Genomic DNA, 14,553 nt, shown 5'->3' on the forward strand with positions numbered 1-14,553 from the left:
TACCTGAACTTACGATTTAAGAACTGACCCAGTTCAAACTATTTTTTTGCCTTCTAAACGGCTAAAAAAAATCTTTTGAACGTCTAAATAGTAACCAAAAAGAGTCAACCTATTTCAGTATAATACATAATAGATTACATTTAACCTACGCTAATCAAAGCGATCAAGAATATTTGTCTATTTATGGCAAAGCAAAAATTACCGAAAATAGACAAAAAGTGGATGACCTTTGGTCTTCATTTTTAAAAGTTTGGTTCAGTGGAAAAGACGATCCAAATCTAGCGTTACTTTGTGTAACGATTGAAGATGCATACTACTGGGATCAAAAAAATAATAAAGCGGTGACTATTTTTAAAATGGCAAAAGCGGCGATCACTGGCGAAAAAAGCGATACTAGTGATAAAGGAACATTAAATATATAAACATGGCAATATTAGGAAACATTATTAAAGGTGTTATTGAATTAAAAGACACCTTTTCTTCGGAAACAGATCATGCAGAAGCACAAAAAAAAGTCTTAACAGATTTGCTTCAAAAAGCTAAAGACACGCAATTTGGGAAGCATTATCGATTTGAAACGCTCTTAGAGTCTGCAAATCTTCAAAAAGCCTTTGCCGAGCATATACCTTATTTCGATTATAATAAAATTAATAAGGAATGGTGGCACAAACTTCACGAAGAGGAATCAGATGTTACCTGGCCTGGAAATCCGTCTTACTTTGCTATAAGTTCTGGTACAACTGGTAAAACTAGTAAACGTATTCCTGTGACTGACGATATGATTGATGCTATTAGAGACGCCGGAATTAAACAAGTTTTTGCTTTAAATAATTTTGATCTTCCTGCCGATTTTTTTGAAAAAGAAATTATGATGTTGGGTAGTTCTACAGATTTAGACGAAAAAGACGACCATCTTGAGGGTGAAATTAGCGGAATAACGGCAAGCAATATTCCTAATTGGTTTCGTAGTTATTATAAGCCAGGTATTGAAATTTCTCAAATTGAAGATTGGGACGAGCGCGTGCAACAGATTGCAGAACGCGCAGAAGAATGGGATATTGGGGCGCTTAGTGGAATTCCATCGTGGATAGAATTAATGCTTCAAAAAGTCATAGAATATCATGAATTAAAAAATATTCATGAGATTTGGCCAAACCTTCAAGTCTATACCTCTGGAGGTGTTGCTTTTGGGCCTTATGAAAAAAGTTTTAATGCGTTATTAGGAAAACCCGTAACGGTTATCGATACCTATTTGGCGTCCGAAGGATATATTGCTACACAAGTAAGACCAGAAACCGATGCCATGCAACTCAATACGGATAATGGTATTTATTTTGAATTTGTACCGTTCAAACCGAACTATATAAATGAAGACGGCTCACTTAAAGAGGAAGCACCAGCTTTGGCAATTAATGAAGTGGAATTAAATCAAGATTACGTTCTAATTATTAGTACAGTAAGTGGAGCATGGCGTTATTTAATTGGCGATACTATTGAATTTACCGATGTAGAACGTGCGGAAATTAAAATTACCGGTCGCACTAAGTTTTTCTTAAATACAGTTGGTTCGCAATTATCAGTAAATAAAATGGATACGGCTATGCGCGAATTAGAAGAAAAATTTGACACTACCATTCCAGAATACACTATCTGTGCCAAACGTGGAGAGGATGATGAATTTTACCATTGTTGGTATCTAGGATCAGAATTAAAAGGTGTTGATAATTCTGAAATTGCCAATGCTTTGGATGATAGCCTGAAAAGCGCGAATAAGAATTATAAAGTGGCTAGGAGTAAAGCGTTGCACGGCGTAAAGGTGGAAGTGATCTCACCAGAACGTTTTTACGATTGGAATGAACGAAATAAGAAAAAAGGTGGCCAGGTTAAAATGGAACGCGTTATGAACGAAGATAAGTTTGCGGAGTGGGAAGATTTTGTGAAACAGAATTAAGTTATTAATTATAATTATTCATTATCCTTTCTTTCAACGTTACTTATAACTCGTTTCTAACTTGAAAAAATAAATACTTGCAAACGACTAAATGTTTAAAATAACCCTTAGAGGACACTTTAGGGGTGTTTTTCATTTTAACATAATATTCCAATTAATTTACGTCATTAAAGAATTTCATAAAATCAATTTTCAATCGCACTTTTTTCTGCATCACGATGCTCTACTAATTCCATTATTTCTTCGGGAGATAAATAATATTTTGAAATTCTATCTTTATAGGTTTGGGTGATATCAGCATGATTAAGGATAAAATCCTTAGTTTTTAAAATATAATCCTCCATACCGTGTTTAACCGCAAAACTATCTGCACAACGTTCTGCTTCCACAATAGAATTTTCTGATAATAAATACGTAATACCAAACCAAATTAAATTAAGCTTGCTTCGATCTTGGTAATCCATAATATGACCTAACTCATGCCCAATCCAACCAATAAAAATATCATCAGGAATATGTCTTGTTAGAAACTCCTTATCTGCAATTTTAAATTTTTCACTTATTAAAATTATATAATTTCTATTTTTTCGGCTTCTGAAAAAACTACCCACAGTTGGCCTCGCTTGCATGGTCGATTTTTTTATATTCTTTTTAAATCGAAATTCAATATTGGTGTTTTCTAATTCAGGATAGTAGGATAAAGCTGTTTTTACATTGGTTCTTATATCTTCAGGGATTTTGTGCTGTGCACTCATATTGTAGAATAAAATTAATAAAGTTAGGATTATGAAGTTTTTCATATAATCGAAATGTAAGGGTTAGGTTCTAATTATATTAAAGGGTTTCGTAAAATTTTTGACCCATTTGGTGGGATAATTAAAATGGGTTTAAATAGTTACGGGCGCAAGCAGCATAGTAGTCTATTGTCTTCCAATCAAGACAAATCAATAATAAATAAAATTTATATACTTACTACAAATAATAGCACTAATAAACTATTAAATGTAGTATTTTTGTTTATCGAAATTTTTATAGAAAAAGGAGGAATTATAATTGTCTTTTCAACGTACCCAAGAAAAATTAAAAATATTGGCAGATGCTGCTAAATATGATGTCTCGTGTTCATCCAGTGGAAGTAAACGAGCCAACACCAATAAAGGATTAGGAGATGCCACTGGTATGGGAATATGTCATTCTTATACTGAAGACGGCCGCTGTGTGTCGCTATTAAAAATTCTTTTGACCAATCATTGCATTTTTGATTGCACATATTGCGTCACTAGAAAGAGTAATGATATAAAACGTGCCGCTTTTAAAGTTCAAGAAGTGGTAGATTTGACCATAAATTTTTATCGTAGGAATTATATCGAAGGACTTTTTCTAAGTTCTGGAATTTTCAAAAGCGCCGATTTCACCATGGAACGTTTGGTGGCTGTAGCTAAAAAACTTCGCTTAGAAGAAAACTTTAATGGATACATTCATCTTAAATCTATTCCGGGAGCTTCTGATGAGTTGATGCGAGAAGCTGGCCTATACGCAGATCGATTAAGTGTTAATATCGAGATTCCCACAGAAGCCGGACTCAAAAAACTGGCTCCAGATAAGAAGCGCGAAGATTTTATTAAACCAATGGTTAAGGTAAAGAATGAAATCATTCAGTATAAAGCCGAAAAGAAAATCATAAAAAGCACTCCTAAATTTGCTCCGGCAGGGCAGAGTACACAAATGATTATTGGGGCGAGTGGTGAAAATGATTTTCAGATTATGCAAACCTCAAATCATTTTTATAAAAATTATAACCTGAAACGTGTGTATTATTCAGGCTACGTGCCTATAAGTTATGATAATCGTTTACCGCAAATAGGAAGTGCGGTCCCGATGCTACGAGAAAATCGTTTATACCAAACCGATTGGCTCATGCGATTTTATGGGTTTGATGTTAGCGAAATTTTGAATGAACAACATCAGCATTTAGATTTAGATATTGATCCAAAATTAGGTTGGGCTTTACGAAATCTTCATGAATTTCCCGTAGATATCAATACTGCAGATAAACGCATGTTGGCAAGAATTCCAGGTTTGGGTATGAAATCGGTGTATAAAATTTTAAATGCTAGACGTTTTAGAAAATTGAATTGGGAACATCTTAAAAAAATTGGAATCGCACTCAATAGAGCTCAATATTTCATGGTCTGTGAGAGCAACCTCTATGAGAAACGAGATTTAACTGCAGAAAAAATAAAAGGTTTAATTCTTCAGAATTCCACAAGTAAATATCAGAAAAGTTTAAGCAATCAATTAAATCTATTCGGTTAGATGAAATACAAAAACTTAATTTACGACGGTACATTTGATGGATTTCTGTCTGCCGTATTTTATGTGTTTGAATATAAATTAGAGACAGTTAATATTCAAAATGAATTTGTAGTTCAGCAGGGGTTGTTTTCGGAAGTGGAGCGCATTATAACTGACGATGTTAAAGCCAATAGAGTTTGGCAAGGTTTAAAATCTAAGTTATCTACGCAAGGAAAGTATCAACTTTATTATGCTTTTTTGAGTGAACAGATCGGTGTAGAATTACTATTGTTAGACTATATACAGTATGCATTTTCTAAATCTAAAAATGTGGACAAGGATTATGCGCATCCGTCAGTTTTAAAAATTGCGCAAATTGCTAAATCTGTCGGACGTGAAAAGCATAGGATGGAAGCTTTTGTAAGGTTCAGATTAACTAGTGATAACATTTACTTTGCTAATATTGAACCCGATTTTAACGTGCTGCCATTAATAGAAAAACATTTTAAAAGACGTTACGCTGATCAAAAATGGCTAATTTATGACAAGAAACGCCATTACGGATTGTTTTATGATTTAGAGAAGGTAGAAATTATACGCATGGATTTTCCAGAAAATTTTGATTTCACAAAAACAGATGATAAGTTTTTTGCCGAACAAGAATTTGAATTTCAGAAATTATGGCAAGACTATTTTAAAGCAACTAATATCGCTTCACGAAAAAATATGAAACTCCATATTAGACATGTCCCTAAACGCTATTGGAAATATTTGAGCGAAAAACAACCCAATTAATGCTCGAGCTTTGCCACATATGCTTTTGCCCAATCTACAATTCGTGGTCCAAAACATTCTAAAATCGCATCGACACCAATCACACTCCCTTTTGCTAATCGTCCTAAAACGGCAATCGGTAAATTAGGTTTATCATCAGGAGAAATAACATAGCCATCTGCTGAAGTTTCGATGCCTAGTTCTGAATGAATGGGTTGAATCAACTTATTATCAAGTAAATTCTTTACTAGGAGCGTTTTAATATCCAGTATTTTCGGCTCATCCAAAATACTATTGATCATAACGGTACACACGATGGATTTTTCTTTGGAATTCGTTAAATGCCATCCATTGGAAATTAAGTTTATTTTTGGGTCATTGACAAATGCTAAGCTTAAAACATTAGCATCAATCAAAGTCAAGATTTGCTGCATACTTTCAATGGGTGGACCATAAGAATATCGTTTACTACGTTCATCCAAATCAATAACTTTTTTAATAATGTCATTATTTAATTTCGGATGGGAAAAAGACTTGTATAATGTGGGTTGGCAATGTCTCCAAACTTGTCCGATGCAAAAATCTAACGAAACAGGAACTTTTCCCAATGCCATATTTATATATGCTTGAATCAACTGCTCAGTTGGTATTTTTTCATCTTGAAGTAATTTATCTTGATAATCCGCATCTGCTAACCAATTCAAAATCTTAACTTCAATTGCCGTGGCAGTTAACTTGTGAGCTACAGCATTTTCGTTTAAATCCATAAAGATGCGTGACGCTATTTTTGCCATAGGCGCAATTAAAAAGTTGATGTCTTTTGGGTTTATTTCCGATTGCGCAACTGTTTCAATTTCAGCCTTAAAAAATTCTAATTCCTGTGTAGTAGGTTCGTACCAGTTATCAATGGTTTCATTAAGCGGCTTTGGTACCAAGGGCAATCCATCTAAAGAAAAAGGGATGAGCGTTAACTGTTGCTTTTTTACCTTATAATAAACGGTTTCTAATGTTGCATTATCCACCACTTTAAAATTCCCATAATTATTGATAACGAGATAGCGCATAACATCAATCATTCCCAATCCGAATCCTCTAATCCCAATAGTGAGACCGGTATTGTTTTTAATATCTCTTAATTCTGAAATAGGATAAGGAGTGTCATAAAGTCTCAATTCATTTTGGTTTGTGGCATGCGATTTCCACATAAGTAATTGTTCTGAAAGCTCAGTAGGTTGGTGACCAATGGTTAAAAGGACGTCATCGCAGATCCACGCCTTATTAGCCGTTTTAATCTCAATTTTATAATTATCAGAATAATTTATGGATTTAACTTCAGATTTTATAAGATTGAATGTCGCTAAATTTTTTACAGTTTTCTCGATAGATGAATAACGTTCAACTAAATATTTTCCAAGCTTATTTCTTGGAGGAAATGTGTCAATTTCACTAGGTTTTAAAGAAAAATTGCACCAGTCGTGATAAGAAGGAAAAGGCTCTATAACAATATCGGCATAAGTTATTTCAGGTCTTTTTTCAATACCGCTTAAAGCCCGTTCTGTAATGTTAATCCAGTTAGAATCGGGTTGAGCATCATGCCACACATAGCCTGCACCAAGTTGTTCGGAGTTTTCAAAAACAATGATGTCCACAACTTTATTTGATTTAGACAACTGCTCCAGTAAATTTTCTAGTGCATAAAGACCTCTTGGACCTAAACCAATAATAGCAAGCTTTTTCATGAATCGAAATTAATAAAAAACCACCTTAAATAAAGGTGGCTATATATATTTAAATAGTATTTGTTTTACTAAAATTGGTATCTCACACCTAAGGCGATATCAAAATCTAAGTCATCGTTATAATCACCAAAACCAAGTTCTGGTCTAAAATCTAAAGACAATAAGAGCGGAAAATCAAAACTATATTCTACCCCGACATTACCTGCGATAAATACAAATGTTTCATTATAATCTCTACCATAATCGCGGTCAAACCCATTGTCAAAATCATAAGATCCAAGACCACCACCAGCTCCTGCGTACCAATTAAAATCGCCATCTAATTGCCAAACCCATTGGTAAAGACCAGCAACTTTAAAGCCATCGTAGTTATCTCCACTTCTCCAGCCTAAATCTACTTCCAATCGGTTGTTATCGCTTAAAGCGCGTTGGTAAGAGATTTCAGGTCCAAAACCATCACCTCCACCTAATCTTAAACCAATAGCATTTTTGGAAATGTCTTGAGCATTGGTAACCGTAGCAAATCCCATTAAAATTGTACTTAATAAAATTAATTTCTTCATAATATTTTGAGTTAAAAATTCTTAGTTTTAGCAATCTTAAAATTGCATATTATTGTAATGTCAAAATTAGCAGTAAATTGAATACTTAGCCATAATTTTAAGATAAAATTATAACCCGTCTAAGTCTATTGTTAACGCTTATGCAAAATGAAAACATTAAAGAATTACAAAATTTAAAATCGCAATTAAAAGGCGAGTTGCATTTTGATGATTTAATGCGAAAATTGTACGCTACCGATGCCTCGGTGTATAGAAAATTACCTTTGGCTGTGGCTTTGCCAAGAACTAATGGCGATATTCAGCGTTTAATAGATTTTGCGAAAACGAATAACACGTCTTTAATTCCGCGAACCGCAGGAACTTCTTTGGCCGGACAATGTGTTGGAGAAGGCATTGTAGTTGATGTGTCCAAATATTTTACTCGAATTTTAAATATTAACGAAACCGAAAAAACGGTGACCGTTCAACCAGGAGTAGTAAGGGATGAATTGAATAATTATTTAAAACCATTTGGATTGTTTTTTGGTCCAAATACGTCAACATCTAATAGATGTATGATTGGTGGGATGGTTGGTAATAATTCGTCTGGAACCACATCGATTCAATATGGCGTTACTCGCGATAAAGTTATAAGTCTAAAAACTATTTTGAGTGATGGCAATGAAGTAGAATTTACAAGTTTAACTTCAGAAGAATTTCAAGATAAAATAAAATTAACGACACTTGAAGGCACCATTTATAAAACGATTTATAAAGCTTTACAGCCTAAAAGCGTACAACAGCAAATAAAGGAAAACTTCCCAAAACCAACCATACACAGAAGAAACACAGGTTACGCTATTGACGAATTGATAAAATCTGATGTTTTCTTAACTTCAAATTTGACCGATAGTCATCGAGATATTAATTCGAATTCGAGTTTAGACTTCAACATGTGTAAATTGTTGACAGGCAGTGAAGGCACCTTAGCTTTCACAACCGAAATTACATTACAGCTCGATACTTTGCCACCAACAGAAAGTGCGATGATTGCGCTTCACTTTGATAGTATTGAAGCTTGTTTAAAATCGATATCTCATTTGATGCAGCACAATTTGCATAGCTGTGAAATGATGGACGATTCTATTTTAAACCTCACCAAGCATAATAAAACCCAACAAGAAAATAGGATGTTTATTCAAGGAAATCCTGTGGCGATTTTAATGTGTGAGTTAAAAGCAGATTCATCCGCAGAATTAAAATTACAGATTGAAGCGTTTTTGCAAACTGTTTCAATGTTAAATCTTAATTATGCAAATCCCGTATTAACAGGTGACGCTATAGATAAAGCTGTAGAACTTCGAAAAGCGGGATTGGGATTATTAGGCAATCTTATTGGAGATAAAAAAGCCGTGGCGTGTATTGAAGATACAGCGGTTGCACTTGAAGATTTAGATGCCTATATTTCAGAATTTACGGCTTTGATGACATCCTTTAACCAGAATGCGGTTTATTATGCACATGCCGGAGCAGGTGAATTACATTTGCGTCCTATTTTAGATTTAAAACAAACCAAAGAGGTTGAACTTTTTAGGGAAATAACCACAGCAGTGGCTAGGTTGGTAAAGAAATATAACGGTTCTATGTCTGGTGAACATGGAGATGGCATCGTTAGAGCAGAGTTTATTCCAATGATGATTGGCAACGCTAATTATCAAATATTAAAAACAATTAAAACAGTTTTTGATCCCAACCATATTTTTAATCCGCATAAAATAGTAGATGCTTATCCTATGGATAAAAATTTACGTTATGAAACCGATAGAGTAGAACCTAAAATTGAAACTCTTTTAGATTTTTCGAGGTCTGAAGGTATATTACGAGAAGTCGAAAAATGTAACGGTTCTGGTGATTGCCGAAAATTACCTGAATTTGGTGGCACGATGTGTCCAAGTTACAGAGCGACCAAAAATGAAAAAGATACGACGAGAGCGAGAGCAAATGCCTTACGTGAATTCTTGACGAATTCCGAGAAAGAAAATAAGTTCAACCATAAAGAACTAAAAGACGTTTTCGATTTATGTTTAAGTTGCAAAGCCTGTGCAAGTGAATGTCCGAGTAGCGTAGATGTGGCCAGTTTGAAAGCCGAATTTCAGTACCAATATCAAAAAACAAATGGTGTGTCTTTGAGAACGAAATTATTTGCTTACAATCATAAAATTAATGGTTATGCAAGTCAGTTTCCGAAGTTAACAAATTTTATATTTTCCAACGGATTTACGAGTTCAATAATAAAATCAATTGGCGGAATTGCTAAAGAACGTAGCTTACCTTTAATTTCAAGTAAAAACTTAAATAAAGAAAGTGAAAAAATTAATCAGAGATTAGTAAATAATAATTTTGTTAAAGAAGTTTACCTATTTAATGATGAATTTACCCAACACTTAGATTCTGATATTGGAATAGATACCATTGCGCTTTTGAGCGGATTAAATTATAAGGTAAATATCATTTCGCATGCCGAATCTGGACGCGCGATGCTCTCTAAAGGTTTACTTGAATGTGCCAAAAAAGTAGCGAATGAAAATGTATCTATATTTAAGAATTTAATTTCTGAAAACACCCCTTTAATTGGCATTGAGCCATCGGCAATTCTAACTTTTAAAGATGAGTACATTAGGTTAGCAGATGATAAGGCATCCGCACAATTGATTGCAAAACATACGGTTTTAATTGAGGAGTTCCTTCAACAAGAAATTCAATTAGGACATATAACTTCAGAGCAATTCACAAAAGATAAAAAAACAATTAAGTTTCATGGGCATTGCCATCAAAAGGCACTAACGAATCAAAAATCGAGTTTTGATGTTTTAAGTTTACCCGAAAACTACAAAGTTACACTAATTCCTAGTGGATGTTGCGGCATGGCTGGTAGTTTTGGTTACGAAAAAGAACATTACGATGTTAGTATGCAAATAGGAGAGCAAACTCTATTTCCTGCAATTCGTAAAGCTGCTGAAGAAACATTAATTTCAGCGAACGGTACAAGTTGTAGGCATCAGATTAAAGATGGTACTGGTAGAGTGGCAAAACATCCTATTTCCATACTTAAAGAAGCTTTACTTTAATTTATCTTTCTTCTTTTTTTTGGTTTCGGGTTGTTCTACAATTGTTATGGCGGCAATTAAATCTTTAAATTCCATGTCTTTAATGTCTTCGTCAGCATAAAATGCCGATAGTTTATCTTTATTATAATTGTAAATTTTCCAACGTTTAAACTGGTACTCTAAAGCCGTAAAATTCTCAATCCAATCACCAGAATTTAAATAGGTAGTCTTGCCACGTTTATTCTCTTTTATAAACATTTTTGGTTGATGGATATGACCACAAATTACATAATCATAACCGTTTTCAATTGCTAAATCTGTGGCGACATTTTCAAAATCACTAATATATTTAACCGCTCCTTTTACACTGTTTTTAATTTTTTTAGATAGAGAATAACGCTCTTTTCCTAATTGGTCAGAAATCCAATTTGCCATTTGATTTATAAGGATCAGAAAATCATAACCCCAACCTCCGAGTTTTGCCAACCACTTTGCATTTTGAATAGAAATATCGAACACATCACCATGGAAAAACCAAGCTCTTTTGCCATCTAAATCTAAAACGAGTTTATTAACAATAGAAACGTTTCCAATTTCTGTATTTGCAAATTTCCGCAACATTTCATCATGGTTTCCTGTAATATAAATCACTTCGGTACCATTTGCAGCGAAATCCATTATTTTTTTAATGACACTAAGGTGCGATTTCGGAAAGTAACGTTTTTTAAATTGCCATATATCTACGATATCGCCATTTAAAATTAATTTCTTTGGTTCAATACTATTCAAATAAGTCAATAGTTGTTTAGCATGACAACCGTAAGTGCCCAAATGCACGTCTGAAATGACAACAATTTCTACTTTTCGTCTTATTTTCAAAATTCAAAAATTTGTATATCAAAGGACTACAATATTTTAATGAATTTAGTTATCTTATAATTAACTAACTATGAGTAGAATGTTATTAAAGTATAATCTAAATGTTAAGGATTTCTTGTAATTGATTTGGATTAATAGAGTAGGAAATATCTTAAGGTATTTTCGTTTTTATAATAATACAATTACATTAGCGTAAAATAAATTGTAATGGCAGGAAATTCCTTCGGAAAATTATTTAAGCTTACCACTTATGGTGAATCACACGGAAAAGCAATTGGTGGTATTATTGACGGATGTCCGGCAGGAATACAGCTCGATTTTGAAGCGATTCAGAATGAAATGAATCGCCGAAAACCAGGACAATCAAAAATTGTAACCCAACGGAAAGAACCAGATACTGTAGAGTTTTATTCGGGTATTTTTGAAGGTGCAACTACAGGAACTCCGATTGGATTTATTATTCATAATACCAACCAAAAATCAAATGACTATTCGCATATTAAAGATGTATATCGTCCTAGTCATGCCGATTATACCTACGATAAAAAATATGGCGTAAGAGATTATAGAGGAGGAGGACGAAGTTCTGCTCGAGAAACGGCGTGTAGAGTGGTAGCAGGTGCGATTGCTAAACAATTTTTAAACGGTATTAAAATTAATGCGTTTACCTCTTCTGTGGGTGAAATATTTATTGATAAACCCTATCAAGATTTAGACTTTAGTAAAATTGAAAATAATGCTATTCGTTGTCCAGATGAAACAATTGCACAACAAATGATTTCAAAAGTTGAAGTTATAAAAAAACAAGGTGATACCATTGGTGGTACCGTTACATGCGTATTGCAAAATGTACCGTCAGGTTTAGGTGAGCCAGTGTTTGATAAACTTCATGCGGAATTAGGAAAAGCAATGCTCTCTATAAATGCTGTTAAAGGTTTTGAATATGGAAGTGGTTTTTGTGGCGCAAAAATGAAAGGAAGCGACCATAACGATAAGTTTAATGAAGATGGAAGTACACAGACCAATTTATCGGGAGGAGTACAAGGTGGAATTTCTAATGGTATGGATATTTATTTTAGAGTAGCGTTTAAACCTGTAGCAACAACCTTACAAAAGCAAGAAACGATTAACAGTAAAGGAGAAACTGTAGAAATGCAGGGCAAAGGTCGTCACGATCCATGTGTTGTGCCAAGAGCGGTACCTATTGTAGAAGCTATGGCCGCTTTGGTTTTGGCGGATTACACGCTACTACGCCGGCAGGAATCTAAGCAATGGTAGTTCTAGTCTAATAAAAACCAAGCGTCTAAAATTTGATGAAGACTATTCAAACAAAGTATATGACCAACTTATAGTATTAGAAAAGGATTAAAAATACAACTTAAATTAATTTATAAAATTACCGTTTTAGCGGGAATAGTTACTGAAACAAATTCAGCATAATATGAAAAAACTAGCACTACACTGGAAAATTATTATAGGAATGGTACTCGGTATCATATGGGCTTTGGTATCGAGCTCAATGGGATGGAGCGAATTTACCATTGATTGGATTGATCCGTTTGGAACTATATTTATCAATCTGTTAAAACTGATTGCGGTGCCTTTAGTTTTGTTTTCTATTATCAGCGGTGTGGCTAATATAGGTGATCCCTCTAGTTTGGGCCGCATGGGAGGAAAAACTTTAGGTATTTATTTATTGACTACGATAATGGCAATTTCTATGGGCCTCTTACTGGTCAATGTTGTAAAACCTGGAAAACTTATAGATGAACAAAGCCGTATAGATAATAGAATAAGTTATGAGATTTGGGCAGATGCTGAAGGGTATGAAATAAAAGATGGTATTAACTACCTTAAAGATCCTGAGTTTTTTGAACGCGCCCAAGAAATTTCAAGTTTGTCTAAAAGCGAATTAGAAGAAGTTTCTGTGGCAGATAAAATGGAGACTGTAAAAAGTAGGGAAGACACAACTCCGTTACAACCTTTAGTAGATATTGTTCCAAGTAATTTTTTCCATTCCCTGTCTAACAATGGTTTAATGCTTCAAATTATATTTTTCGCTATATTTTTCGGGGTGTGTTTATTGTTTATACCCTCAGTTAAAGCAAAACCTGTTATCGATCTTGTGGATAGTATTAATGAGGTATTTCTCAAAATGGTAGATATTGTGATGCAAGCAGCACCGTTTTTTGTATTCGCGTTATTAGCTGGTGTAGTTAGCAAAATGGCAGGTAATGATATTGGTAAGGTTGTTGAAATTTTTAAGGGATTAAGTTGGTATTCGCTGACTGTTTTAGGGGGATTACTCTTTATGATATTTGTGATTTACCCAATGATCCTAAAACTTTTCGTAAAAAAGATACCATATTCTGGTTTTTTTAAATCTATGAGTCCAGCACAAACTTTGGCCTTCTCAACCTCGAGTAGTGCTGCAACGCTTCCGGTGACTATGGAATGTGTGGAGCAAAATCTCGGTGTAAATAAAAAAATAAGCAGTTTTGTATTACCAATAGGTGCTACCGTTAATATGGATGGTACAAGCTTGTATCAAGCGGTGGCGGTTATTTTTTTAGCGCAAATGCACATGATAGATCTTACCCTAGGACAACAAGTTACCGTAGTTGTAACTGCCACCTTGGCGTCTATTGGTTCAGCAGCTGTACCAAGTGCAGGTTTAGTGATGTTAATTATTGTATTAGGTTCTGTAGGCCTTAATCCGGCTTGGATAGCTATTATTTTTCCTGTAGATCGAATTTTAGACATGTTTAGAACCGTTGTGAATGTAACTGGTGATGCTACAGTATGCTCCATAATTGCCGATGGAGAAAATATGCTCGATTATGAGGAGAAAAATAGCCCAACAGAAACGTTTGATTTAGATTCATAAGTAGAATTTTATCACGATAAGAGATATTCTGGACTATATTTTTTGTCAACATCCGTTAGATAATTTAAAGATAGGTATAGCTTTTTCTAGATTAATGTTGAAGAAATATTATTTATACGTCTTTGTTAGGTAACTAGAGTTTAGAATGTTTGATAAAGTCCGAACATGTTTCTAATACCTATTAAGTTACAACCAAGAGATATTCCTTTTTAAATTATAATAACTATTTAAGAAATTGATTTTGTGATATCAAAATCACATAAGTTGAGATTATAAGTGAAACTATAATTACTTTTTTAATTAACAACATTCATTCTGAATAGATCTGAATGCTATCCTTAAAATGGCCTAGTAATCTATTATAATTTTTGAATTTTAA

11 protein-coding genes are annotated in these 14,553 nt (G+C 33.9%); 7 read left to right on the forward strand and 4 right to left on the reverse strand.

Going from position 1 to position 14,553, the window contains the following annotated elements; all coding sequences use genetic code 11:
- Positions 1 to 122: 122 nt before the first annotated feature.
- On the forward strand, positions 123 to 422 hold the full coding sequence (locus tag QMA06_RS12685; protein ID WP_290207473.1) for a pyridoxamine 5'-phosphate oxidase family protein: 300 nt from the start codon (positions 123 to 125) through the stop codon (positions 420 to 422).
- Between the two features lie 2 nt (positions 423 to 424).
- Positions 425 to 1,951, forward strand: a complete 1,527-nt coding sequence (locus QMA06_RS12690; RefSeq protein WP_290207241.1) for a GH3 family domain-containing protein — start codon at positions 425 to 427, stop codon at positions 1,949 to 1,951.
- Between the two features lie 185 nt (positions 1,952 to 2,136).
- On the opposite strand, the gene QMA06_RS12695 is transcribed toward QMA06_RS12690, so the two are convergent.
- Positions 2,137 to 2,751: a hypothetical protein gene (locus QMA06_RS12695; RefSeq protein WP_290207242.1), complete on the reverse strand. Its 615-nt coding sequence runs from the start codon at positions 2,749 to 2,751 to the stop codon at positions 2,137 to 2,139.
- A 253-nt stretch (positions 2,752 to 3,004) separates the two neighbouring features.
- Between QMA06_RS12695 and QMA06_RS12700 the strand changes: the two genes are divergently transcribed.
- Together QMA06_RS12700 and QMA06_RS12705 are read left to right on the forward strand one after the other, a co-directional pair.
- Positions 3,005 to 4,267 (forward strand): putative DNA modification/repair radical SAM protein, encoded by a 1,263-nt coding sequence (locus tag QMA06_RS12700; RefSeq protein ID WP_290207244.1) that lies wholly within the window; start codon positions 3,005 to 3,007, stop codon positions 4,265 to 4,267.
- Positions 4,268 to 5,041 carry a TIGR03915 family putative DNA repair protein gene (locus tag QMA06_RS12705; RefSeq protein WP_290207245.1) on the forward strand — a complete coding sequence of 258 codons (774 nt, stop codon included), beginning with the start codon at positions 4,268 to 4,270 and terminating at the stop codon, positions 5,039 to 5,041. It begins immediately after the preceding gene.
- Here QMA06_RS12705 and QMA06_RS12710 read toward each other — a convergent pair.
- Entirely contained in the window at positions 5,038 to 6,759 is a 1,722-nt protein-coding gene (locus tag QMA06_RS12710; RefSeq protein WP_290207246.1) for an FAD/NAD(P)-binding protein, read from the reverse strand. The two genes, QMA06_RS12705 and QMA06_RS12710, sit on opposite strands and share 4 nt — an antisense overlap.
- Positions 6,760 to 6,827: 68 nt before the next feature.
- Entirely contained in the window at positions 6,828 to 7,322 is a 495-nt protein-coding gene (locus QMA06_RS12715) for a hypothetical protein (protein WP_290207247.1), read from the reverse strand.
- Between the two features lie 140 nt (positions 7,323 to 7,462).
- Between QMA06_RS12715 and QMA06_RS12720 the strand changes: the two genes are divergently transcribed.
- Positions 7,463 to 10,429 (forward strand): FAD-binding and (Fe-S)-binding domain-containing protein, encoded by a 2,967-nt coding sequence (locus QMA06_RS12720; RefSeq protein WP_290207248.1) that lies wholly within the window; start codon positions 7,463 to 7,465, stop codon positions 10,427 to 10,429.
- On the opposite strand, the gene QMA06_RS12725 is transcribed toward QMA06_RS12720, so the two are convergent.
- Positions 10,421 to 11,287, reverse strand: a complete 867-nt coding sequence (locus QMA06_RS12725; protein ID WP_290207249.1) for a UDP-2,3-diacylglucosamine diphosphatase — start codon at positions 11,285 to 11,287, stop codon at positions 10,421 to 10,423. The two genes, QMA06_RS12720 and QMA06_RS12725, sit on opposite strands and share 9 nt — an antisense overlap.
- 207 nt (positions 11,288 to 11,494) lie before the next feature.
- Between QMA06_RS12725 and aroC the strand changes: the two genes are divergently transcribed.
- Both aroC and QMA06_RS12735 read left to right on the forward strand, forming a co-directional pair.
- Positions 11,495 to 12,565 (forward strand): chorismate synthase, encoded by a 1,071-nt coding sequence (gene aroC / locus QMA06_RS12730; protein ID WP_290207250.1) that lies wholly within the window; start codon positions 11,495 to 11,497, stop codon positions 12,563 to 12,565.
- A gap of 163 nt (positions 12,566 to 12,728) precedes the next feature.
- Positions 12,729 to 14,174 (forward strand): dicarboxylate/amino acid:cation symporter, encoded by a 1,446-nt coding sequence (locus QMA06_RS12735; RefSeq protein ID WP_290207251.1) that lies wholly within the window; start codon positions 12,729 to 12,731, stop codon positions 14,172 to 14,174.
- Positions 14,175 to 14,553: the final 379 nt, after the last annotated feature.

Source organism: Winogradskyella bathintestinalis, assembly GCF_030407435.1.
Lineage (GTDB): Bacteria > Bacteroidota > Bacteroidia > Flavobacteriales > Flavobacteriaceae > Winogradskyella > Winogradskyella bathintestinalis.